At 61.6% G+C, this 23,503-nt stretch carries 22 protein-coding genes; 14 read left to right on the plus strand and 8 right to left on the minus strand.

Translation table 11 applies throughout. The features are described 5' to 3' along the window. The first annotated feature begins 27 nt into the window (after positions 1-27). The 6 genes from CZ203_RS13240 to CZ203_RS13265 all read left to right on the plus strand — a co-directional run bounded on the left by CZ203_RS13240 (position 28) and on the right by CZ203_RS13265 (position 7,882). A complete protein-coding gene (locus CZ203_RS13240; RefSeq protein WP_159456534.1) occupies positions 28-2,223 on the plus strand; it encodes a sensor domain-containing phosphodiesterase in 2,196 nt (731 codons plus the stop codon). A 26-nt stretch (positions 2,224-2,249) separates the two neighbouring features. Beyond that, positions 2,250-3,083 carry an AraC family transcriptional regulator gene (locus CZ203_RS13245; protein ID WP_087066574.1) on the plus strand — a complete coding sequence of 278 codons (834 nt, stop codon included), beginning with the start codon at positions 2,250-2,252 and terminating at the stop codon, positions 3,081-3,083. 236 nt (positions 3,084-3,319) lie between these two features. Next, positions 3,320-4,348, plus strand: a complete 1,029-nt coding sequence (locus tag CZ203_RS13250; RefSeq protein ID WP_087066575.1) for a substrate-binding domain-containing protein — start codon at positions 3,320-3,322, stop codon at positions 4,346-4,348. A gap of 100 nt (positions 4,349-4,448) precedes the next feature. Continuing rightward, positions 4,449-5,456, plus strand: coding sequence for a Gfo/Idh/MocA family oxidoreductase (locus CZ203_RS13255; RefSeq protein WP_087066576.1), 1,008 nt, complete (start codon positions 4,449-4,451; stop codon positions 5,454-5,456). Between the two features lie 22 nt (positions 5,457-5,478). Continuing rightward, entirely contained in the window at positions 5,479-6,273 is a 795-nt protein-coding gene (locus CZ203_RS13260; RefSeq protein ID WP_087066577.1) for an SDR family NAD(P)-dependent oxidoreductase, read from the plus strand. 283 nt (positions 6,274-6,556) lie between these two features. Then, positions 6,557-7,882 (plus strand): replication-associated recombination protein A, encoded by a 1,326-nt coding sequence (locus CZ203_RS13265; RefSeq protein WP_087066578.1) that lies wholly within the window; start codon positions 6,557-6,559, stop codon positions 7,880-7,882. Positions 7,883-7,926: 44 nt separating this feature from the next. Here CZ203_RS13265 and CZ203_RS13270 read toward each other — a convergent pair whose 3' ends face one another. Continuing rightward, on the minus strand, positions 7,927-8,859 hold the full coding sequence (locus tag CZ203_RS13270) for a DMT family transporter (protein WP_087066579.1): 933 nt from the start codon (positions 8,857-8,859) through the stop codon (positions 7,927-7,929). Positions 8,860-9,511: 652 nt separating this feature from the next. Between CZ203_RS13270 and CZ203_RS13275 the strand changes: the two genes are divergently transcribed. The 4 genes from CZ203_RS13275 (at position 9,512) to ptsP (ending at position 13,463) form a co-directional block, all read left to right on the plus strand. Continuing rightward, positions 9,512-10,243: a M20/M25/M40 family metallo-hydrolase gene (locus CZ203_RS13275; protein ID WP_456236206.1), complete on the plus strand. Its 732-nt coding sequence runs from the start codon at positions 9,512-9,514 to the stop codon at positions 10,241-10,243. After that, complete coding sequence (locus CZ203_RS13280; RefSeq protein ID WP_087066581.1) at positions 10,240-10,638, plus strand: zinc-binding metallopeptidase family protein; 399 nt, start codon at positions 10,240-10,242, stop codon at positions 10,636-10,638. The genes CZ203_RS13275 and CZ203_RS13280 overlap by 4 nt, the downstream gene beginning before the upstream one ends. Before the next feature lie 308 nt (positions 10,639-10,946). Then, complete coding sequence (gene licT / locus CZ203_RS13285) at positions 10,947-11,798, plus strand: BglG family transcription antiterminator LicT (protein ID WP_087066582.1); 852 nt, start codon at positions 10,947-10,949, stop codon at positions 11,796-11,798. Further along, the gene (gene ptsP, locus CZ203_RS13290) at positions 11,799-13,463 is read left to right on the plus strand and encodes a phosphoenolpyruvate--protein phosphotransferase (RefSeq protein WP_087066583.1); all 1,665 of its coding nucleotides are present in this window, start codon (positions 11,799-11,801) and stop codon (positions 13,461-13,463) included. It begins immediately after the preceding gene. Between the two features lie 63 nt (positions 13,464-13,526). Here the strand turns inward: ptsP and CZ203_RS13295 are convergent, their stop codons facing one another. From CZ203_RS13295 to CZ203_RS13325, 7 genes are all read right to left on the minus strand, one after another. Next, positions 13,527-14,057: a hypothetical protein gene (locus CZ203_RS13295; RefSeq protein WP_087066584.1), complete on the minus strand. Its 531-nt coding sequence runs from the start codon at positions 14,055-14,057 to the stop codon at positions 13,527-13,529. A 196-nt stretch (positions 14,058-14,253) separates the two neighbouring features. Continuing rightward, positions 14,254-15,369: an N-acetylglucosamine-6-phosphate deacetylase gene (gene nagA / locus CZ203_RS13300; RefSeq protein WP_087066585.1), complete on the minus strand. Its 1,116-nt coding sequence runs from the start codon at positions 15,367-15,369 to the stop codon at positions 14,254-14,256. A 19-nt stretch (positions 15,370-15,388) separates the two neighbouring features. Then, positions 15,389-16,120, minus strand: a complete 732-nt coding sequence (gene nagB / locus CZ203_RS13305) for a glucosamine-6-phosphate deaminase (RefSeq protein ID WP_087066586.1) — start codon at positions 16,118-16,120, stop codon at positions 15,389-15,391. A gap of 171 nt (positions 16,121-16,291) precedes the next feature. Beyond that, complete coding sequence (gene nagE, locus CZ203_RS13310) at positions 16,292-17,755, minus strand: N-acetylglucosamine-specific PTS transporter subunit IIBC (RefSeq protein WP_087066587.1); 1,464 nt, start codon at positions 17,753-17,755, stop codon at positions 16,292-16,294. A 140-nt stretch (positions 17,756-17,895) separates the two neighbouring features. Further along, positions 17,896-18,153 carry an HPr family phosphocarrier protein gene (locus CZ203_RS13315; RefSeq protein ID WP_087066588.1) on the minus strand — a complete coding sequence of 86 codons (258 nt, stop codon included), beginning with the start codon at positions 18,151-18,153 and terminating at the stop codon, positions 17,896-17,898. Positions 18,154-18,177: 24 nt separating this feature from the next. After that, positions 18,178-18,675, minus strand: a complete 498-nt coding sequence (locus CZ203_RS13320) for a PTS sugar transporter subunit IIA (protein ID WP_087066589.1) — start codon at positions 18,673-18,675, stop codon at positions 18,178-18,180. Between the two features lie 245 nt (positions 18,676-18,920). Continuing rightward, entirely contained in the window at positions 18,921-19,679 is a 759-nt protein-coding gene (locus tag CZ203_RS13325) for a copper homeostasis protein CutC (protein ID WP_087066590.1), read from the minus strand. 214 nt (positions 19,680-19,893) lie between these two features. Here CZ203_RS13325 and CZ203_RS13330 point away from each other — a divergent pair, with 214 nt between their 5' ends. The 4 genes from CZ203_RS13330 to CZ203_RS13345 all read left to right on the plus strand — a co-directional run bounded on the left by CZ203_RS13330 (position 19,894) and on the right by CZ203_RS13345 (position 23,461). Beyond that, positions 19,894-20,466 (plus strand): hydrolase, encoded by a 573-nt coding sequence (locus tag CZ203_RS13330; protein WP_087066591.1) that lies wholly within the window; start codon positions 19,894-19,896, stop codon positions 20,464-20,466. A gap of 134 nt (positions 20,467-20,600) precedes the next feature. After that, a complete protein-coding gene (locus CZ203_RS13335) occupies positions 20,601-21,863 on the plus strand; it encodes a DUF2334 domain-containing protein (protein WP_087066592.1) in 1,263 nt (420 codons plus the stop codon). Positions 21,864-21,918: 55 nt separating this feature from the next. Then, positions 21,919-22,476 (plus strand): RNA polymerase sigma factor, encoded by a 558-nt coding sequence (locus CZ203_RS13340; RefSeq protein ID WP_087066593.1) that lies wholly within the window; start codon positions 21,919-21,921, stop codon positions 22,474-22,476. Beyond that, positions 22,469-23,461, plus strand: a complete 993-nt coding sequence (locus CZ203_RS13345; RefSeq protein ID WP_087066594.1) for a leucine-rich repeat domain-containing protein — start codon at positions 22,469-22,471, stop codon at positions 23,459-23,461. Before CZ203_RS13340 ends, CZ203_RS13345 begins: the two co-directional genes overlap by 8 nt. Positions 23,462-23,503 lie beyond the last annotated feature (42 nt).

Raw genomic sequence — 23,503 nt, forward strand, 5'->3', positions numbered from 1 at the left:
ACGGAGGCGGAAAAGGGAATCACAGATATGTTTTCCAAATATGCTGTGGATTTTACGGAGGAGTTTACGTTCGAAACCGAGCAGGACTTCCTCTATATCAGCGATCCCAACACGTATGAGCTATACTATATCAGCATCGCGGAGGGGCGGCCGATCCCGGCAGGGTGGCAGAATTATCAGGGCAAGACCTGCTATGAAGTTTTGCAGCAGCGCGATTCGCCCTGCCCTTTTTGCACGAACCGTCTGCTGAATGCGGAACAGTATTACGTCTGGGAACACTATAATAAAATTACCGGCAGGAACTATATTTTGAAGGATAAGCTGCTGGATTGGCACGGCAAACGGGTGCGCCTCGAAATCGTCATGGATATCACCGGGGAGGAGCGCGCGAAGGCCGTCCTGCTGGGCAGCCTGGAGAGCCAGGGCGTGCTGATGAACTGCGTGGAAGCGCTGGCGGCGGGTACGGGTACGGCCACGGCATTGCAGGGCATCCTGCGTATGATCGGCACGTTTTATCATGCGGGCTGGGCGTACCTGCACTATTTTACCCACCAGGACGCGCAGGGGGCCGTGCTGCATTGGCAGGGCGATCCGTCGGCGGCTCCCGTCCAGCCGCTTCTTAAAGACCCGTCACCCAGGGCGCTGGAGCAATGGGCGGCGATATTCTCCGATAACCGGCAGTCCGTATTGTGGGATACGGAGGGCTTGCGGGCGGACAACCCGCTGCTGTATGCGTGCCTGCGCCGGCAGGGCGTGCGGAACGCCTGCTTCACGCCGATTTTTGTCGGGGAAAGGCTGGCGGGGCTGGTGTGCCTGTATAATATTACGGCGCACTGGAAGGAGCTCAGCATTTTGAACCCCCTGGCCAAGTATATCAGCGGGCAGATTGGTCGCGACGAGGTTGAGCAGCGCAACCGCAGGCTCATGTATTACGACGAGGTCACGGGCTATCAGAATTTTGAATGGTACCGGCGCCGTGCCGCGGAAATCCTGGCGGCCAACCCGGATACGCCTTACGCGTTGTGGTATTGCGACCTTAAAAACTTCAAGTACATTAACGATGTGTTCGGCTATGACGTCGGGAACCGCATCTTACGGTACTGGGCAAACCTCATTGCGGACGATTTGGACGAGGGCGAAGCGTTTGCGCGCATTTCCGCCGACAACTTCACCGCGCTGCGCCGCTACCGCGGGATGGGGCAGGTGGAAAGCATGTTTTTCGGCCTGGTGGAGCGCTTGGCCACATTCCAGGAAGCGGCGGACCGGCGGTTCCGCCTGGAGTTGGCGTCGGGCGTATACCTCATGCGCCAGCCGGCCGACCGCCTGAGCCTGGACGAAATGATGAACCGGGCGAATATGGCGCAGAAAAGTGTGAAAAATAAGTCCGGGAGCAGGTATGCGGTCTATTCCGACGGCATGCGCGCCCGCGTACTGCGGGACATGCAGATGCAGGGCGAGATGCAGGAGGCCTTGCGCCGCGGGGAATTTATCCTGCACCTGCAACCGCAGGTCGCGCTGACTGTGGAAGGGTACCAGGCGCCGGATTATGCGGAAGCGCTGGTGCGTTGGCAAAAGCGCGAAGGGGCGCTTATTATGCCGGGCGAGTTTATCGGGCTGTTTGAGCGGAACGGCATGATCGTGGAGCTTGACCGCTACGTGTTTGAACAGGCGTGCCGGTACCTGCGGGACGTCCGCGGCAGGCGCAGCCGCCCGCTGTGCCTGGCGGTCAACGTGTCCCGCATCTCCATGCTGCAGCCCGATTTTATAGAAGCCTACTGCCGCGTCAAAGACCGGTACGGCATCCGGCCGGGGGAGGTCGAACTGGAATTTACCGAGAACATCGCGGTCGAAAACTACGAGCAGTTCCGCGACATCATCCTGTCCCTGCACCGAAACGGCGTGGGCTGTGCAATGGATGATTTTGGAACCGGGCAGTCCTCGCTGAACGTCCTCAAGAACCTGCCTATCAGCGTGCTCAAGCTGGACAGGCAGTTCTTTGCCCCCGCGGACGACCCCGCGCGGGGGTGGGCGGTGATTTCCTGCGTGCTGGAACTTGCGCGCAAACTCGGTATGAACACCGTTGCGGAGGGCATCGAAAGCACGGAACAGGTGCGTACGCTGCGCGGCATGGGCTGCAAATATGTGCAGGGCTTTATATTTTCGAAGCCGCTCCCGCCGGAAGCGTTTGAAAGCTTTGACTGGCTGCAGGCGGAAAAACTTTAAGCGCCAGGCCGGCGGGAGGGAAAACAGTGAAAGTAAGACAGGACGGCGTACTGCCGTCTTCGGAAATCTATATCCATATGCCTTCGGACTTTGCGCGTTCCGCGCTCTATTATGTGGAAATGGCGGGGGACTACCAATGTAACGCGCATTATGGGATCAACCGTGATTTTTTTGACATGTTCATGCTGTTCTGGATCCGTAGCGGCACGATGCGGTTTGAGACCCCGACCCGCAACTTCATCGCGGAAACAAACGCTGTTATCATGCTGGACTGCACGGAACCGCATGAGTTCCGCGCCGACCCCTCGGTGGATTGGCTGTGGATGCACGTCAACGGGTGCAGCTGCCGGAAATATTACGAGCTGCTGCGGGAAAACGGCAGCTTGACGCAGCATAACGCGGCGGTGCCGGAGATTTCGACCTATTTCCGCCAGGTGCTGGAGGAGGTCGGCCGGCCGGCGGTCAACGAGCACCACATCTCGGCGTGCGTGCACAATATCCTGAGCGGGCTCGCCGCGCCGCAGGACGGCCTGCAGGCGGACGACCCGGTCGTGCTGGAGGCCATCCGTTTTATCGACGGGCATTACGGGGAGGAGCTCTCGCTCGAGCGGATCGCGGCCGCCGTCGGCTTAAGCCCGTCTTATTTTTCCCGGCTGTTTAAGCAGGCGACGAACTTTTCCCCCTACGATTACCTTTTGAACACGCGCATCAAGCAGGCCAAGCAGCTTTTGCTGGAAACCCGCGCATCGGCTGAATCGGTTGCGGTAACGTGCGGTTTCAACAGCCTATCCAATTTTATACGCGCATTTAAGAAATCGACGCAGCTCACGCCGACGCAGTTCCGGCAAATGCGTTTCTGACACGGCATGGCCGCGGACTTATGTCCGCGGCTTTTTTGTTGCGGGCGATTTGGCAGGCAAGGGTAAGATTTCGCAATAAAACAATAAGATTTCGCATTGCCAGGATCAGGCGGGGTTCGCTATAATAGACTCAGCAAAGGAAGAAAAGATGGTGAATACAGCATTTAACGGGTATAATACACCTGAAAAGTGCTGAAATTTACGAGAAAAGTGGGAAAGCGGAAGGAGCAAAAATCATGAGAAAACGGTTATTGTCGTTAGGCCTTGTCTGTACGATGTTGTTTGCCGCGTTGGCCGGCTGCGGGAGCGAACCAGCTGCGCAGGACACGGGCGGCGGCGCCGACAAGCCCGCACAGAGCGACACTGCAAAGCCTGCGGAACCGGCCAGCACGGCCAAGCGCGTCGCGGTGTGCTTGCCGCTCCGTGACCAGTTCATCACCACCTGCGAGACGCTGACCAAGAAGGCGCTTGAAGGCAAGGGCTACGAAGTTACGGTATTTGACGCAAACGGCGACGTATCCGCGCAGCTTTCACAGGTTTCCGCCTGTGCGGCAGACGGCTACGACCTCATCCTGGTCATGGTAAACCAGATCGACTCGACTGCAGAACTGATCGACGCGGCGGGCGATACGGAAATCGTATTCTACCAGCGCGGCGCGGACTATGACGCGCTACCGGGCAAATCGGTCTACATCGGCTGCGACCAGGCGGACTGCGGCGACCTGCAGGCAAAATACCTGGCCGACTACTGCAAGGGCAAGGGGATGAGCGAGATTGACGTCGTCCTGTTCCTCGGCACCCTCGGCAACGACCCGACCGTGCGCCGCACCGACGCCTTTAAGAAGGGCATGGACGAAGCGGGCATCAAGGTCAACTATGTATTTGAAGACACCGCCGACTGGGTGCGTGAAAAGTCCATGGATAAGTTTACCCAGTTCCTCGGCACCGGCAAATCCTATGACGCAATCGTGTGCAATAACGACGACATGGCGCTCGGCTGCATCGAAGCCCTTGTCAGCCAGGGTGCAAGCAAGATCGAAGTCCCGATCCTGGGCGTGGACGCGACCGAAGGCGGCCTGCTCGCCATCAAGGACGGCACAATGGCCTTTACCGCGAGCCAGAACGCGGAAGGGCTGTGTGAAGCGACTGCGGGCGTGGTCGACGATATCCTGAACGGCCGCGAGCCGGAAGGCTTTACCGACTGCGTGCGGTACATCCCCGCGATCGGCATCGACCAAGCCAACGTAGGCGAATACCTGCCGTAAACATCTCTCTCTTCATTCTTTTTCCGGCGGACAAATGCAGTGCATTGTCCGCCGGAACTGCGCTCAGGGCATGTATTAAACTGGAAAAGGAGTATGCAACATGGATGAACTTAGGATCGGCCTGATCGGCACCGGCGCAATCGGGCGCACCCATATCGAACGCATCAACGGGCGCCTGCGCGGCGGGCGCGTCGTGGCGTGCAGCGACGTCAATACGGCGTTCGGGCGGGAGGTGGCCGGGCGTTACGGCTGCGAATTTTTTGAAGACGGCGAGGCGCTCGCCGCCTCGGACGGCGTGGACGCCGTGATCGTCACCACGGTGGACGAATACCATGAAAAATATGTGCTCGCCGCAATCCACGCAGGCAAGTATGTGTTCTGTGAGAAGCCGCTTGCGCCCAAGCCGGAGGCGTGCCGCCGCATCATGGAGGCCGAGATGGCGGGGGGGCGCAAGCTGCTCCAGGTCGGCTTTATGCGCCGGTACGACGCGGCGTATAACCAGCTTAAGAAGGCGGTGCACTCCGGCAAATACGGCCTGCCGCTCATGGTGCACTGCGCGCACCGCGTACCTAGCGTGCCGGATTACTACGATACGCCGATGGCGGTGGAAAACTCGCTGATCCACGAGATCGACATCCTGCGCTGGCTGCTTGGCGAGGACTACGCCGAGGTGCAGGTCGTGTTTGCCAAAAAGACCCGCTATTCCAACGAACACCTGCATTCCCCGCAGATTATGCGCCTTAAGACGGAATCCGGCATCCAGATCGATGTGGAGGCGTTTATCTGCTGCCGCTATGCGTACGATATCAAATGCGAGGTGTGCTGCGAGGACGGCATCGTCAGCCTGCCAGACCCGTCGCTTGTCGTGGAGCGGCACGCGGCGTCCTGCGCGCACCCGCTGTACGAGGACTGGACAGACCGTTTTGAAGAAGCGTATAATGTAGAAATACAGGCATGGCTTGATGCGTCGCGCGAAGGGCGCGTGGACGGGCCGACCGCATGGGACGGATACCTTGGCCAGGTTACGGCGCAGGCCGCCTCGCAGTCGCGCGATACGCAGACGACCGTAACGATCCCACGGCAGGAAAAGCCGGCATTCTATCTTTAAAGGCAGCAGGAGGGTACAGCAAATGAAGGATGGACGTTTTGTAGGGAAAAACTGCCTGGTGACGGGCGGGGGCAGCGGCATCGGGTATGCCACGGCGCAGAAATTCGCGGAGAGCGGCGCGCGGGTGTTTATTGTCGGCCGCAACGGCGCGCGGCTGGCCAAGGCTGCGGAAAAGCTGCACAGCGAAACCGGCGCCGAGGTCATCGCGGTGGCGGGCGACATGTCGGACGAAAAGGAAATTGAACGCGTTGTGGCGGAAGTCGGCCGCCAGGCGGGCGCGATCCATGTGCTGGCGAACTGCGCGGGGCGCTCGGTGTCCTCCATGCTGCTCGACCTGTCCGCGGAGGACTGGGACGCGATCCTCGGCATCAACCTGCGCGCGGTATTCCTGCTCAGCCGCTGCGTGGCAAAGAACATGATCGCGCACAAGGTGCCGCACGGCAAGATCATTTCGGTCTCCTCAATCTCCTCCCGCATGGGCGAGTTCGGCAACGGCGCGTATTCGGTCAGCAAGGGCGCGCTCAACACGCTGACGCAGGTGATGGGGCTGGAATTTGCACAGTACGGCATTTCGGTGACCGCGGTGTGCCCGGGCTATGTCGACACGGAAATGCTGCGCGAAGTCTTTGAGACCCGAGGCCCGCTCGAGGGCATGACCGCACAGGAGTACCAGGATTACCTGGTCGGCTCCGTGCCGATGAAGCGCATGGCCGACCCGGCGGAAATCGGCGGCTTTATCCGCTTCCTCGCGACGGATGAGGCGAACTATATTACCGGCGTCGCGCTCACCATGGCGGGCGGCAAGATGCTGATTTAACCAGGGGGCGAAGGCGCCGCTGCATACGTTGCAGCGGCGCTTTTTTTACCGCACCCCGGGGACGGCTGCCGCATAGGATAATGCAGCCGCCGGGGCGGCCTCCACATGCCGCGCCAAAGGGATGAAGTTTGTGCCCGGCGGCGGTTCAGGTGCGGCGACAAGCAAATAAAAAACCTGCGCAGGAAATCCTGCGCAGGTTTTATTTGCATATGCAGAACAAATGTTTTATACTATAAACAGAAGGAAACGCCCGTACAGGGCAGGAAAGGAAGGCGGTGGGGAAATGCAGCAGCAATCCCTTTTTGAAAATCCTGAGGCGGGCAGCCCGCTGGCCAGCCGGCTGCGGCCGCGCACGCTGGAGGAATATGTCGGCCAGCGCCATCTGCTGGGCGAAGGCAAGGTGCTGCGCCAGCTCATCGACCGCGACCAGATCTCGTCCATGATCTTTTGGGGGCCGCCCGGGGTCGGCAAGACGACGCTGGCGCGCATTATTGCGCGGCGCACACAGGCGCATTTTATTGATTTCAGCGCGGTGACGAGCGGGATCAAGGAGATCAAGGAAGTGATGCAGAAGGCTGAGACCAGCCGGCTGCTCGGGGAAAAGACCATCCTGTTTGTGGACGAGATCCACCGTTTCAACAAGGCGCAGCAGGACGCGTTCCTGCCGTTTGTGGAAAAGGGCAGCATCATCCTGATCGGCGCGACAACCGAGAACCCGTCGTTTGAAATCAATTCCGCGCTGTTGTCCCGCTGCAAGGTATTCGTCCTGCAGGCGCTCGCGCCGGAAGACCTGACGGCGCTGCTGCGCCAGGCGCTGGATGACCCGCGCGGCTTCGGCGGGCAGGAGATCGAGATTTCCGACGATATGCTGCACATGCTCGCGGAGTTTGCAAACGGCGACGCGCGGGTCGCGCTGTCCACGCTCGAAATGGTCGTGCTCAACGGCGACCGCGAGGGGGAAAAGACCGTCGTGCGCCGCGGGACGCTCGAGCAGTGCATCAGCAAAAAGTCGCTGCTGTACGATAAAAACGGCGAGGAGCATTACAACCTGATCTCCGCGCTGCACAAATCCATGCGCAACAGCGACGTGCAGGCGGCGGTCTATTGGCTCGCGCGGATGCTGGAGGCGGGCGAGGACCCGCTCTATGTGGCGCGCCGCGTGGTGCGCTTTGCCAGCGAGGACGTCGGCATGGCGGACAGCCGCGCGCTGGAGGTCGCGGTCGCGGCGTACCAGGCGTGCCACTTTATCGGCATGCCGGAATGCACGGTGCACCTGACGCACGCGGTGACCTACCTGTCGCTCGCGCCCAAGTCAAACGCGCTCTATATGGCCTACGAATCGGCCAAGCGGGACGCGCTGGAGCACCTCGCCGAGCCGGTGCCGCTGGTGATCCGCAACGCGCCCACCCGGCTGATGAAGGAGCTGCACTACGGCGAGGGCTACCAGTATGCGCACGATACGCAGGATAAGATGACCGATATGCAGTGCCTGCCGGATTCGCTCGCCGGGCGGGAGTATTACCGCCCCACGGACCAGGGAAAGGAAGCGCGGGTGCGGGAGCGCATGCGGCAAATCGCGGCGTGGCGCGCGCAGCACGGAAAGCCGTAAAAAAAGCGCCCGCCCCCGGGAAAGGGGGCGGGCGCTTGGCGCCTTCAGGCGGCTGCGCTGCGTTTGTGGTTGACCAGGGCAATGCCGCCGCTCACCAGCACGAGCGCGAACAGGTTGCGCACGCTCAGCACGCTTTCGTGCAGGAACAGCCCGGAAAGCAGCGTGCCGAATACGGGCACAAGGAAATTGTACACTGCCACACGGCTTGTGGGGTAGTATTTGAGGAGGACGCTCCACACGGTAAACGCCGCGGCCGACAGGAAGATGAGGTATGCGAGCAGCGCCACACCCGCGGGAGAGATTGCGGCAAACCGCCCGCCGCCGCCCAAGCCGAGCAGGAGCAGCATCGAGCCGCCGATCGTAAGCTGCCAGCCCGTCGCCAGCATCGGGTCGCCGCCGCGTTCGGTGATGCGTTTGGTGATGGGGGAGGAAACGCCCGTACACATGGCGGAAATGAACATCAGCCCCTCCCCGCCGAAGGAGAAGCCGCCGTAGCCGTCCAGCCCGCCCGCGAGGTTCACCAGGATGACGCCCGCGAAGCTGAGCGCGCAGCCGATGGCTTTGCCGGCGGTCATGCGGTCGGCCTTGAACATGAAATGCGCGAAGATCACCGAAAAAAAGACCGCCGTGGCGTTGATCATCGCGCCCTTGGAACCGGAAATCCGCGCAAGGCTGATATAAAACAGCGCGTACTGCACGGCGGTCTGCGTCAGAGACAGCAAAAAGACATCCGGCAGCAGGTCGCGGCGCGGCAGTACCCGCTTGCGGCCGGACAGCCTGGAAAAGAGCAGCACGGCGGCTCCGGCCAGCGCAAACCGCACCCCGGCAAACAGTACCTTGGTGAAGGTGTCGTCCGCGCCGATGGCAAACAGCGTGTACCCGGCCTTTACCGCAGGAAAGGCGCTGCCCCAGAGCAGCGTGCAGAATACGGCGGGCAGGAACAGGCCAAAACGGCGCGGCGCGGGTACTTTTGGCATGGCGGGTACCTCCTTTTCCGGCTCAAAATTGCGAAAGGCCGCCGACGGGAAAACGTCAGCGGCTTTTGCATTGGGGATGGCTTTTTGGATGGGTTTTCATAGAAGATGGAGCCTGGCCGGGGGACACCGTCCCGCCTTCCAGGGGAGTTATTCTGGGATCAGTATACGTCCGCGCGGGCGCGCCTGTCAATGCGGCGGGGGCAAGTCAGCAAGATAACATACCTGGCAGGCGGTTTTGCGCAATTTTGCACGGGAATAGGCGGGCGGGCAGCGATCTTGCCGCGTTTCCGCCCCGGCTACACACATCTTGTTATCCTCCGGCAAACGCATTGACAATCCCCTTCCGTCCGGTATAATGGAGATACCTAAGGTTGCAGGGAAAGGGGCTGGCGTCATGGACTTCAGGCAGCAGATGGAGGCATGGATCGCCTTCAACAAGGACAATATGCTGGCGCATGCCATGCAGATGATGCGCATCAGGAGCATCAGCGAGTACGAGGCAGGCGCGGCGCACCCATTTGGCGAGGGCTGCGCGCGCGTGCTGGACGAGGCGCTCGGCATCTGCGCGTCGATGGGCTTCGAGACCCACAATTACGAGTATTACTGCGGGACGGCCTGGCTGCCCGGCGAAACGGACGAGGCTATATGCTTTATGGTGCACCTGGATACCGCGCCGGAGAACGACTGCTGGAGCTTCGACCCCTTTTCGCCCTGCATCATCGACGGCTGCCTGTGCGGCCGCGGCTCGCTCGACAACAAGGGCGCGGCGGCGCTGCTGATCTACCTGCTCAAGTGTATCCGCGATTTCGGTTTCCGGTTTAAGCATACGGTGCAGATCGTTTTCGGCTGCGGGCGCAAGGCGACCGGGGCGGACATGATGGACGTGCAGTACTTTTTGCAGCACGCGCCCACGCCCGCGTTGACGCTCATTGCGGACTCCGCCTTCCCGGTCTGTATCGGGGAGAAGGGCAGCCTTGAGGTGCGGATCACGCACCCGGTCGCGGGCGGCAATCTCGTGGATTTCCGGGGCGGTTCCGTGCGCAACATGGTGCCGGACTCGGCGTTTGCGCTGCTGGAACACGTTGGCTATGAGGATGTCCGCCGCCTGTTTTCAGGGGAGGACGCCTTTTCCGTCATCCCGGTCGGGCCGTATGTCAAGGTATCCACGACCGGCGTGGCCGGGCACGGCGGCTTCCCGGAGGGCAGCGTCAACGCGATCGGCCGCCTCGCGCGCGGCCTNGCGGGGCGCTCGAGGCGCTGCGGTTCCTGGGCGGCGTGCTGGCGGATTGCCACGGCCGCGAGCTGGGCGTGGACTTTTCCGACGCGGTTTTCGGCGGTACGACCCATATCGGCGGCATGGCGCGCCTGGAGGATGGCGTATTGAACCAGTACCTCAATGTGCGCTATGGCACGGCGGTGGATGGGGCGGCCATCCGGGAACGCGTGCGCGAAACGGTGGCCGCGGCGGGCTTTGCCTGCGAGGTGCTGGACAACTGCGACCCGCGCTATATCGACCCGGAGCAGCCCATCGTGCGCACGCTGGTGGACGTATGCAACCGCACGCTGGGCAAGGAGCTGCAGCCGTACACGATGGGCGGCGTCACCTACGCGCACATGATCCCCGATGCGCTGGCCTACGGGCCGAACAGCAGCCAGCCAATCGCGGGCGAGCGCTTGGGCGGCGGCCACCAGTCGAACGAGGCGATCCGCATCTCCGACCTGCTGGACGGCATCCGCGTCTACATGAATGCGCTCCTGGAGATCGACGGCAAGCTGTAAGCACGGCGGCCTTGCGCATGGTGCGGCGGGGAAGGCGTTTAACGCTTGCGTGTACCATGCGCTTTCCCGCCTCCTAGCGCGGCTGGCGCTTCGCCGTGGCCCCTGCCGGATACCGCTTGCTTTTCCGCTTTCATAAAGTTTTGCAGCACAAAAAACGGCTGTTAAATTTATGCACTCTGACAATGGATACGGCTGTGCGAATTGTTTATACTAATTAGAGAATAAAGGGATTGTGACTGGTAATGCAGGCAAAACGAAGGATTGGCTTATGCTTTCGTTTTGCCTTATTTTATTTTAGGGGTAGCAGGATGAAGATCGAGAAGGTTCTAAACAATAATGTTGCGGTGACCCGGAACGAACAGGGGCGTGAAGTCATTGTGATGGGGCGCGGCCTGGCGTTCAAAGGGAAGCCGGGGGACGGGATCGACCCGGAAAAAATTGAAAAGACCTTCATCATCACGGATGAGGGCGTGGCGGATAAGTTCCAGCAGCTGCTGGCCAACATCCCGATGGCGCACATGCTGATGAGCGAACGCATTATCAATTACGCCAAGATCAAACTGGGCAAGCGCCTGAACGACAGCATTTACGTCACGCTGCCCGACCATATCTCCACGGCCATTTACCGCTATAAGGAGGGCATCCTGCTCAAAAACCCGCTGATGTGGGATATCCGCCGCTTTTACCGGGACGAGTACGAGGTCGGCCGCAAGGCAAACCAGATCGTCCTGGAGGAGACCGGGGTCGAGTTCCTCGAGGACGAGGCCGCGTTTATCGCCATGCACTTTGTCAACGCGCAGCTTGGCGAGCAAATGTCCAACGTGTATGATATCACCTATATCATGCAGGAGGTCTGCAACATCGTAAAAAACAACTTCCAGATGGAGTTTGATGAGGATTCGCTGGATTATTACCGTTTTATCACGCACCTCAAGTTTTTCGCGCAGCGCCTGCGCAGCGGCACGCACTATGAGGACGACGATACCGAACTGCTCGAGGTCATCCGCTATAAGCACCGGGATGCGTACGAGTGCACGGAAAAAATCAAGGGCTTCGTGCAGGAAAAGTATAAATATGAGCTTGGCAGTGAGGAAATGCTATACCTGACCGTGCATATCGCGCGGCTTACCAGGAAAACTAACCGAAAGGGAGTGCAATAGATGGTAGAGATCAACGGGAAAGGCGTATGCGGCGGCGTGGCCTTTGGACCCATTTGCTTTTATCGCCGCGGCCAGGCGGACACTTCGCGCCATACGGTAGCGGACGCGCAGGCCGAGGTACAGCGCTTTGAGGCGGCGAAGGGCAAGGCGGTCGCCCAGCTTGGCGCGCTTTATGAAAAGGCGCTGCAGGAAGTCGGCGAGGAGGGCGCGATGCTTTTCCAGACGCACCAGCTCATGCTGGAGGACCTCGATTACTGCGAATCCATCACCGGGATGATTACGGATGAAAGCGTCAACGCGGAGTATGCCGTACAGCAGGCCGCGGACACCTTTGCGGATATGTTTGCCCAGATGGACGACGCTTACATGCAGGCGCGCGCGGCCGACGTGCGCGACGTGTCCGCCCGCGTGCTGGGGATCCTGACCGGCAGCGAGGGCGGCGGCATCCATTCCGATATCCCCGTGATCGTCGCGGCGGACGACCTGGCGCCGAGCGAGACCGTGCAGCTGGACAAGTCCAAGATCCTGGGCTTCATCACGCAGGGCGGCTCCGCCAATTCCCATACGGCCATCCTGGCGCGCACCATGGGCATCCCCGCGGTGATCGGCGCGGGCGACGCGCTGCAAGAGGCGTACGACGGCAAGCAGGCCGTGATCGACGGCTCCGCAGGCCAGGCGTTTATCGAGCCGGACGCGGAAACCTCCGCGCGGCTGCATAAAAAACAGGACGAGGAGCGCGGTCAGAAGGCGCTGCTCGACCAGCTCAAGGGGCAGCCGAACGTAACGAAGGACGGCCAGGAGGTCATGCTGTATGCCAATATCGGCAGCCCGGCCGACCTCGACGCGGTGCTGGCAAACGATGCGGGCGGCATCGGCCTGTTCCGCAGCGAGTTCCTGTACCTGGAATCCAGCGATTACCCGGATGAGGAGACGCTGTTCCAGGCCTACCGCACGGTCGCGGAGAAGATGGGGGGCAAGCGCGTTATCATCCGCACGCTGGATATCGGCGCGGACAAGCAGGCGGCCTACTTCAACCTGCCGCACGAGGAAAACCCGGCGATGGGCCTGCGCGCGCTGCGCATCTGCCTGACGCGCCCGGAAATTTTTAAGACCCAGCTGCGCGCGCTGTACCGCGCTTCCGCCTTCGGCAAGGTCGCAATCATGCTGCCGATGGTCACCTCCGTGTGGGAAGTGCAGGAATCCAAAAAGCTGGCTGAAGAGGTACGCGCGGAACTGCGCGCGGAAGGCGTGGCGTTCGCGGAGGACGTGGAACTCGGCATCATGATCGAGACGCCCGCCGCCGCCATGATCAGCGACCGCCTGGCGCAGGAGGTCGATTTCTTCAGCGTCGGCACGAACGACCTGACGCAGTATACGCTGGCGGTCGACCGGCAGAATGATACGCTTGGCCGTTTCTTTGACCCGCACCACCCGGCGCTGTTGCGCCTGCTCAAGATGACGGCGGACAACGCCCACAAGCACGGCATCTGGATGGGCATTTGCGGCGAGCTGGGCGCGGACCTCGACCTGACCGAAACGTTCCTGTCGATCGGCGTGGATGAGCTTTCGGTTTCGCCCTCGCGCATCCTGCCGCTGCGCAAGAAGGTGCGGGAGACCGAGGTTTCCGGCATCCGCGAAGGCATCCTTGCAGGGATTATGGCCTGATGGCCGGCAAATAAAGAAGCGCCCCCGTCCGATGGACGGGGGCGCTTTTGTGATCGCCTGGGGTTATAGGCTTGCCTGCTTCGCGGCCTGCAGGAACTGGTAGAGGCACACGGTGATGATAATCGAGCACGCCACGCCGACCAGCGTCACGATCCACACGAGCGAGAAGCCCGGCATTGCGTAGGAGAGCATGGAGACGACCACGCCAACCACGCCGCTCAGGATGGAGACCGTAAAGCACTGCTGCATCCGCCCCTGCGGATAAGCCAGGCGGTGCGTGGCGGCCACTTCCTCAAAGCCGTAAAACAAGTGGTACATGGCGAGCAGGGACAGCACCACCGATACGATCGGCAGGATAAGCGCGAGGAACGGGATGACCATGGCGAGCAGCACCAGTACTGCGGCAAAGACCGCGTAGACCTCAAACCGGAACGCGTCGTTCAGGTGCTGGTTCTCGCCGCTCAGGCGCTTGAGCGCGACAAGGCAGACAATCAAGCCGGCGAGGCTGCACAGGCCGCCCACCGTCGGGATATAGCCGCCAAAGGACGACAGCAGGAATCCGATAAAATATAGCTGGATATGCGAAGACAACATAGGGGTTCCCCTCCTTTTCGAGTATGCCGCCGGGCGGCCTGGGTACGCCCGGCGCGCCGCTTTCTTATTACCCAGTATAGCACAGGGATTGGGAAAAGGCGAGCGTAAGAATTGGGAAAGGCCCGGCCGCGCATTGGCGGCCGGGCCTTTCCCCTCATGGTTTGGCAGGGTGTATCAGGTAAAAGGGTAAAAAGGGTCAATTCAGGATTTCACCGCGCAGGATGACCTTTTCCAGGTGCAGGTCGCTGCCCAGCAGCACGAGGTTGGCAAACTTGCCCGCGTCGATACTGCCGTATGCGCCGTAAATCCCAATGGATTTGGCCGGGTTTACCGTTGCCGCCTTGACCGCGCTACCGAGCGGGACGCCCATTTTGTGCACCGCGGTGCGCAGGCAGTCGAGCAGGTTGGTGGCGGAGCCGGCGATGGTGCCGTCGTGCAGGGTCGCGCGGTTGCCGGTCACCGTGACCGCCTGGCCGCCGAGGGAATACTCGCCGTCCGGCAGGCCGGTCGCCATCATGCTGTCGCTGATGAGGACGACGCGGTCGTCCCCGAAAAGCTGGAACGTCGCGCGCACCACGCTCGGGTGGATATGCACGCCATCCGTGATCAGCTCGACGTGGCAGTGCGGCGCGTCGAACGCGGCGCCAATCACACCGGGGGCGCGGTGGGAGAATGGAGGCATGGCATTATATAGATGGGTCACATGCCGCGCGCCCCGGTGGAAGGCTTCACAGGCCGTCTCATAATCCGCGGCCGTGTGCGCAATGGAAATCGTGACTTCGTCCTTGAGGTCGGAAATGGTTTCAAACGCGCCCGGCTCTTCCGGCGCGATATCGAGCAGCTTAACCAGCCCGCCCGAAGCCGCCTGCAGGCGGCGGAACATTGCCGTGTCCGGCTGGTGCAGGAACGCGCCGTTTTGCGCGCCCTTTTTGGCCATCGAGATGAACGGGCCCTCCATGTTGATGCCGACGAGCGCGGCCTCGCCCGCGCCGGCCTCGTAGGACTTCGCCGTTTCGCAGATGGTTGCCAGCTTGTCCTCGGGATAGGTCATGGTCGCCGGGCAAATCGCGGTCACGCCGCTTTTCGCCTCATAGGAGGCCATTGCGGAAATGGCCTCCGGGGTGCCGTCGCAGAAATCATATCCCACACAGCCGTGGAAATGCACGTCTACAAGGCCGGGGATCGCGTAGCAGCCGCTGCCGTCGATAACCTCCCCCTCCGGGGAATCGACGAAGCGGTCGCCCGCGATATAGACGTCGCGCCGGACGAAGGTACCGTCCTCACGGAACACCTTGGCGTTTCGGATAATCATTTAAAACATCACCTGTTTCTCAGAGTTTGCACCGCGAAAGCGCGGCTTCGTCCGCAACAACAATGACGTCGGGATGCATCTGCAGGATGGAGGCCGGGACGAGGGGCGTGACCGGGCCGAAGAACGCCTTGTAGACGATATCGGCCTTGTCTTCGCCGCTGACGGCGACCAGGACCTTGCGTGCGGACATGATGGTCTGGATGCCCATGGTATAAGCCTGGCGCGGCACGTCGGCCTCGCTTGCAAAAAAGCGCTTGTTGGCTTCGATGGTGCTCGCCGTCAGGTCGACGCAGTGGGTGCCCTTGGGGAATTCATCGGCCGGCTCGTTAAAACCGATATGGCCGTTATGCCCCATGCCGAGCAGTTGCAGGTCGATCCCGCCGGCCGCGCGGATTGCCGCGTCATAACGCGCGCATTCACGCTCCGCGTCCGGCTCGGAGCCGTCCGGGATGTCGGTGCGCTCGACCGGGATCCCCGCGCCGTCCATGAAGTTGTGGCGCATGAAGTAGAAGTAGCTCTGGTCGTTGTCACGGGTCAGGCCGCGGTATTCGTCGAGGTTGAAGGTGCGGATTTCAGAGAAGTCCAGGTCGCCCGCGCGCCCCCACGCGATCAGCTGCTTATAAGCGCCGATCGGGGTGGAACCGGTCGCCAGCCCCAGGATGGAGTCCGGCTTCAAAACGACCTGCGCCGCGATCACGCCGGCGGCCTTGCGGCTCATGTCCTCGTAGTCTTTTGTACGGATGATTTTCAATGGAATGCATCCTCCTTTTCCTATACTTAAGATGTAGTGCATGGGGGATACGGCCTTAGTTTTGGCCACTTGCGCCGCTTTTATCCATGCTGCGTTCTGGAAGGAGGGGGCGGGCAGTTAATCCTGCCCGCCCCCTGGATGTGTGGTGGAACGAATCCCCTTCGGTTCCTATTATAACAGCTTCTTGAACTCGTCTGCAACAAATTGTACCTGCGTGCCGACGATAACCTGGACCGAGCTCTTGCTCGGGCGGATTACGCCTGCAATGCCGGCAGCCTTGATTGCCTTTTCATCAACGGCGGTGTAGTCCTTGATTTCGAGGCGCAGGCGGGTGATGCAGTTGTCAACCGAGGTGACGTTCTCCTTGCCGCCGAGGCCGGCAAGGATCTGCTTGGCGATGGCGGTAAAGTCGTTGTTCGCGAGCTTTACGCTCTCCTCGTCCACGTCGTCGTCTTCACGGCCAGGGGTCTTGAGGTTGAACTTCGTGATGACGAAGCGGAAGACCACATAGTACACGATGGCGACGACGATGCCGATCGGGATGATCAGCCACACCTTCTGCGCCAGCGGCAGGCGGGAAGACAGCAGCAGGTCAATGACGCCGCCCGAGAACGAGAAGCCTGCGCGCATGCCGAGTGCAACGGTGATACCGGCGGAGAGGCCGGCCAGCACGGCGTGTACGACGTACAGTGCGGGAGCCAGGAACATGAACGAGAACTCGATCGGCTCGGTTACGCCGGTGAAGAACGAGCAGAACGCGGCGGACGCGAGCAGGCCCATGACGATCTTCTTCTTATTGGGCTTGGAGGTGTGGTACATAGCGAGGCAGGCAGCCGGCAGGCCGAACATCATGAACGGGAAGAAGCCCGCCATGTACATACCGGTCTGGCCCAGGACGCCCGTGTTGCCCCAGAAGTTGGTCAGGTCGGCGATGCCCGCGACGTCGAACCAGAAGACCGAGTTCAGCGCGTGGTGCAGGCCGAATGGGATGAGCAGCCGGTTCAGGAAAGCGTAGATACCGGAGCCGAGCGCGCCCAGGCTGACGATGGCTTCGCCGACGGAAACGAGTGCGCTGTAAACGACCGGCCAGATGAAGAACAGGATTGCCGCGGCGACAATGGAGAATACCGCGGTGACGATTGCGACCGCGCGTTTGCCGCTGAAGAATGCCAGGAAGTCCGGAAGTTTGGTGTTTTTAAACTTGTTGTAGCACGTAGCGCCGATCAGGCCTGCGATGATGCCGATAAACTGGTTTTCGATCTTGCCGAACGCGGGGTTGACTGCGTCCGCGGCAACACCGGTCAGCGCGGCGATCGTGCCGGAACTGAGCAGCTTTGTGATCATCAGCCACGAGACCAGGCCGGCCAGGCCGGAGGTGCCTTCGTGGTCGTCGGCCATGCCGACTGCGACGCCGATGGCGAATAGCCACGCCATATTGTCAATGAGCGCGCCGCCCGCCTTGATCAAGAACGTACCGATTACATATGCGGGGCCGCCGGCGACGAAGCCTGCGACCTCACCGGCCATGGCGGCCGGCGCCAGGATGTAGCCGATGCCCATCAGGATACCGGCAACCGGCAGACAAGCGACCGGCAGCATCAGGGATTTGCCTAGCTTTTGCAAATACTTTAACATTGTGCGATTACCCTCCCTTTTTACTCTGTGCGCCGCAGTCCGCGGCGCGGTGTGTCATGTTCCCCAGCGATACGCAAAGCCGGGGTACGTTTGAAACCCGTTCCACCCAACGAGATTCCTTCGGAAAATGGGGATGCTGTTTATAGGTTGGCTTTGAGGAAGCTTTCCATACCTTCGGCTGCGGCGTCCTCGTCCGGGCCCTCGCAGGTCACGGTGATGGCCTGGCCGCCCTTGACACAAAGCCCCATGAGCGCCATGATGCGGCGCGCATCGGCCGACTTGGCGTCGGTCGCGATCGTGATCTTGCTTTCAAAGCCCTGCGCCGCCTTGACCAGCAGGCCGGCCGGGCGCGCGTGGATGCCGAGGGGGTCGGTGATCGTGTATTCTATGCGTTTCATTGGCTGTCTATCCTTTCTCTGCAGTTATTTTTTTAAACGGATGAGCGGGTCAAGCTCGGCAACCGGGGAGCCCGTCACCGCGGAGACATCGGCGTAGTCGGAGGTGTTGCATATGACAACCGGGGTAATGATGTCATAGCCCGCGCCGGTGATTCCCGCGATGTCGAACTCCATTAGCAGGTCGCCTTTTTTGACCTGGTCCCCGTTTTTCGCATGGATTGTGAAGTGCTCGCCGCCCAGCTTGACGGTGTCCAGCCCGACGTGGATGAGGATTTCCGTGCCCGCCGCCGCGCGGAGCGAAACCGCGTGGCCGGTGTCGAACATGGTCTCGACCGTGCCGTCGACCGGGCTGACGACCCTGCCCTTGCTCGGGCGGATGGCCGCGCCCTTGCCCAGGATCTCCTGGCCGAAGGTCGGGTCGCTGACTTCGGAAAGCGGTACGGCTTGGCCTTCTACCGGCGCGCCGACCGCTAGGCCGTCGTCGCCGCCGAGGCCGAGCTTTTCTTTCAATTTACCAAACATCGTAATATCACACCTTTACAAAATTCATGGGGTAGTTTTCCCCGGAATGCCATGAAAAAAACAAAAAAGACCAAATTTCATACGCCGCAGTTCCCTGCGCGTTCGAAATTTGGTCTTGCCTGCATTACCAGTAACAACCCAAGTTGTTGTTAACTTATGGTTCCAGTATAATGGGCGGCCTGCCCGAAATCAATAGCCAACCGTCACAGATAAAATTGTGAAATTTCTGTGAACTTGCACAAAAGTCAGGCGCGGTATGCCGTTTGCAGCACGTCCGCCGCCGCGCGTACGGCTTCGGCGTCCGTACGCCATACCGCGTATTCGTCGAGTGAGGCCGCGCCCATGGACACCGCGGGGTTGCGCCAGCGCATCCCACTCTGCAGCACGGCTTTGCCGGACATGTGGAAATGCCGCGCGCCCATCGCCGCGGTGAAATCGCGGATGACCGCGGCGTTTACGCCCCCGCCGATCAGGATTTCCGGGGCGTCCCCGGCGCGTCCCAGCAATTCCTGGAGCAGGGCGCGCCCGCTGGAGCAGGCATTTTGCTGCCCGGACGTCAGGATGGTGGACACGCCGAGGGCGCGTGCGTCCTCCAGCGCGCGCAACGGGTCGGCGGCCATGTCGAACGCGCGGTGCAGCGTGACGGGGAGCCCGTCCGCCCGCTGTACCAGCGCCTGCATGCGGGGCATGTCGAGCGCGCCGTCCGCCGTCAGGCAGCCCACGACCACGCCGTCCGCCCCGGCCTCGCGGAACAGCGAGACCTCCTCGAGCAGCACGGCAAATTCCGGTTCGCTGTATAAAAAGTCCCCGTAACGCGGCCGCAGCAGGACGCGCACAGGAAGGCGGCAGCGGCGGCGCACCTCGCGGAACAGGGCGAGGCTTGGGGAAAGCCCGCCGATCACCAGGCCGCTGCAAAGCTCCAGGCGGGTCGCGCCGCCCGCTTCGGCGGCAAGCGCGGATTCGACCGAATCGGCGCAGACTTCAAGGGTATATGGCTTATGCATGGGAATCCTCCTTCTGCGGCTGCCGCAAAATACCGTTTCCCGGCAAAGGCGTGCCTGCCGACGGGGCTGATACCCCAGGCGCCCTCCGACGGTGTGGGCAACGGGTTGTTTGGCAGCCGTCCACCCGTTTTTGATATTATACCCGTTTCCCGCCCGGTTGACAAACGGAAATCGCGGCGTTATGATGGGGGCAGAAAAAAGGAGGCTATAACGTATGGATTTTACAAGGGGGCAGGCGTGGGGACTGCTGACGGAATATAATAAGGAGCCGTTCCATCTGCGCCACGCGCTGACGGTCGAAGGCGTGATGCGGTATTTCGCGCAGGCGCTCGGTTACGGCGGGGAAACGGATTTCTGGGGCATTGCCGGCCTGCTGCACGACCTGGATTTTGAACAGTTCCCGGAACAGCACTGCATCAAGGCGGCGGAACTGATGCAGGCGCGCGGGCTGGACGCGCGGCTGATCCATGCGGTCGTCAGCCACGGGTACGGCATCACGGCCGACGTGCGGCCGGAGCACGAGATGGAGAAGGTGCTCTTCGCCACGGACGAGCTGACGGGCCTCATCGGCGCGGCGGCGCTCATGCGCCCCTCCAAAAGCGTGCAGGACATGGAGGCCAAGTCGGTCAAAAAGAAGTTCAAGGACAAGAAGTTCGCCGCGGGATGCTCGCGCGAAGTCATCCGGCAGGGGGCGGACATGCTGGGCTGGACGCTGGACGAGCTGGTAGAGAAGACGATCCTCGCCATGCGCGTGGACGAGCAGGCGATCAACAAGGCAATGGGATAACGGTTGCCGCGAAGGGGCGCGCCCAGGACGGGCGCGCCCCTTCCCTGTGCCATGGGTGAAAATATTTCCTCTCCGCCTTTGTAGTATCCCGGCGCGCCCCCGGCGTTTATAGGGTACAGACAGGAGGGAGGACCATGAAACGGACAAAAATACAGCGCAGGATCGTCGGGGCCTGCGCACTGGCCGTTTGCGCGGCCGCACTCGCGTCCGCGCTTTATAATGTGACGACGACGGCGGCGCCCGAGCAGGACGCGGTCGTCGAGGTCGTGGAAGGCGGGCAGGTCCCGGCGGGGGCGGTGCGCGCGGACGCGGCGTTTGTTTACCAGGACGGCCGGCTGGCCATGGCCGAGGCGCCGTACTTCGTGGGCGGGCGGCTGTATGTGGCGCGGGACGCGTTTGCCCGGGCGGCCGGGCGGGAAGGCGTGGCGGCGTGGCGGGAAAGCCGCCCTGCCTGCGGCATCAACGGGCGGATCTATGGTTCGCTTTATGATGTATGTGAGACGCTGGGGCTGTGGCCGGTGTTTGATACGGATGCGCGGGCGGTCACGCTTTACCACGCGCCGCCGGAAACCGCGCCTGCCGCACAGGGCGCGGCGCAGGCGGCGTACCTGCGGCTGGAGGACATCGTCGCGGATTACGGCATCAGCGGCCGCTTTGACGACGAGGGGCTGGAGAAGCTGCGCGCGCAGGCGGACTACCTGTACCGGCACGGGCAGCAATACTATATCGCCTGGATCCCGGTCTACGCCAACCCGCAGGAGGGTATCGTCAACGACCTGACCCGCAATTACAGCTTCTATAATGCGCAGTTCCTATATACGCTTGACTTTATGGCCGGGCACGGCGGCGAACTGGTCGCCCATGGGCTGACGCACCAGCAGGGGGATGAGATCAGCGCGGAAGGCACGGAGTTCGGCGACGAAACGCCGTTCTCCGAAAAGGAGGTGCGGCGGCGGATGGGACGCATCTTGGAGATCGCGGATACCTTGGGTTACGCGGTGCGCGCGTTCGAGTTCCCGCACTATGCGTCCACACCCGCGCAGGAGCGCATCGCGGCGGAGTATTTCGAGGTGATCTGCCAGCAGGATAAAAACACCCGGACGTTTGGCGGCATCGAGCAGGAACGCGCGGGCGCGCGCGAGGTGACCTACCTGCCCACGCCGCAGGATTACGTGAAGTTCGCGGAGCGCAAGGGCGAAATGCTGCAGGCGGTCAAGGCGGCGCCGCGCGGGAGGCTGGTCAGCCTGTTTTTCCATCCGTCGCTCGACCGGGACAGCCTGGCGTTTGCGGTGGATGGCGACGGCGTACGCACCTATGCCTATGCGGAGGGCGGGTTCCTGCCGCAGCTTCTCACGGTTTTGCGCGGCAAAAATCTGGAACTCGCCGTACTTGCTTGACAGGCCGCCCGGCCGGGGGATATGATGGAAGAAAACAGGCAAGGGAGGGGGACGCGTGCTGATCTATTTAGCCGCGCTGGAAACAGAGGAGGAGCGCCGGTGCTTTTCCACGCTTTATGAGGAACACCGTTACCTTATGCTGCACGTCGCCATGCGCGTGCTGAAAAACCAGGCGCTCGCGGAGGACGCCGTGCATAACGCCTTTTTGAAGATCATCGACTGTATGGGGCGCTTCCAGGGGCTTTCGCCCGAGCGCACCAAGGCGCTTGTGGTCGTGATTGCGCGGAACAAGGCGATCGACCTGTACCGGCACGAGCAGCGCCGCGCCGCCCTGCCGATCGAGGAAGAAATCCTGGACTGCGAGGCCGACCCCTCGTTTAGCCCGGCGCGGTACATGATCGAGCATGAGGATTACGATACGCTGACCGGGCTGATCTCGCGGCTCGGGGCGACCTATCAATCGACGTTTGAACTGAAATACATCGGCGGCTATAGCGACCGGGAAATCGCAGAACTGCTCGATACCACGCTCAAAAACGTACAGGTGCGCCTGTACCGCGGCAAGAAGATGCTTGCCAAGCTGCTCCGGGAGGAGGTGAACCGGGATGTATGACAACCGCCTGGACGACGAGCTGTTTGAAGCGTTCCTGAAAAACGCGGTACGGGAAAACTGGGAAAAGGAAATGGGCGCCGTCCCGCCGCGCGAGGAGTTGCAGCGGCTGTATGCGTTTTCCGACCGGTTTGACCGCCGCGTCCATGCCGCCGCGCGCCGCGATGCGCGCCGCCACAGGGCGCGCCGCATTTTCACGGCCACCGCGAAGGTCGCGATGGTGCTGCTCATGGTCTCCGGCGCGGCGTTCGGCACGCTGATGACCGGGCAGGCGGTGCGCGACGCGGTGTTTGACACCGTGGCGCAGCACTTTGAATCCCTGACCAAAATCCGCTGGCGCGACTCCAACTTTGAAGCCGCCGTGCGCGCCGCGCTCGGCAAGCCGGAGGGCGACATCTACTATTATGAGACCGAGACGCTGACCGAGCTGGACGCGACCGAGTACATCACCGGCTTTTCCGGCGTCCGCTCGCTCGAGGACCTCAAATACCTGCCGAACCTGACCTCGCTCAATGTATACGGCAACCGCGTTGAGGACCTGGAACCGCTCAAGTATACGCCGCACCTGACCTTTTTGGTGCTGGGGGACAACCGCATCCAGGATATCACGCCGCTGGAGGGGCTGACCGGGCTGACCTTCCTCAATATCGGCGGGAACGATATCTCCGACCTGTCGCCGCTGGAAAGCTTGACGAACCTGCGCCAGCTCGGCATGAGCAAAAACAACATTTCCGATATCAGCGTCGTCGCGCGGCTGCCCAAGCTGGAGGAGCTGTATGTGCAGACGAATGATATTACCGACCTGTCGCCGGTCAAGGGGCTGGCGCGCCTGACCCGCATCAACTTTGAAAACAACCAGGTGTCCGACGTGTCCCCGCTCGCGGGGCTGGAAAACCTGGCCGAGATTAAGGCGGCCGGCAACCCGGTCGCCGACTGGTCCCCGCTCGCGGGGCTGCCGGAAGGCGTGCTCGCTACGGGCGGCCCCTGACGGAAAATGACAGAAGCGCCGCCCCGGGTAAGGGCGGCGCTT

This window comes from Intestinibacillus massiliensis (assembly GCF_900155735.1).
Lineage (GTDB): Bacteria > Bacillota > Clostridia > Oscillospirales > Butyricicoccaceae > Intestinibacillus > Intestinibacillus massiliensis.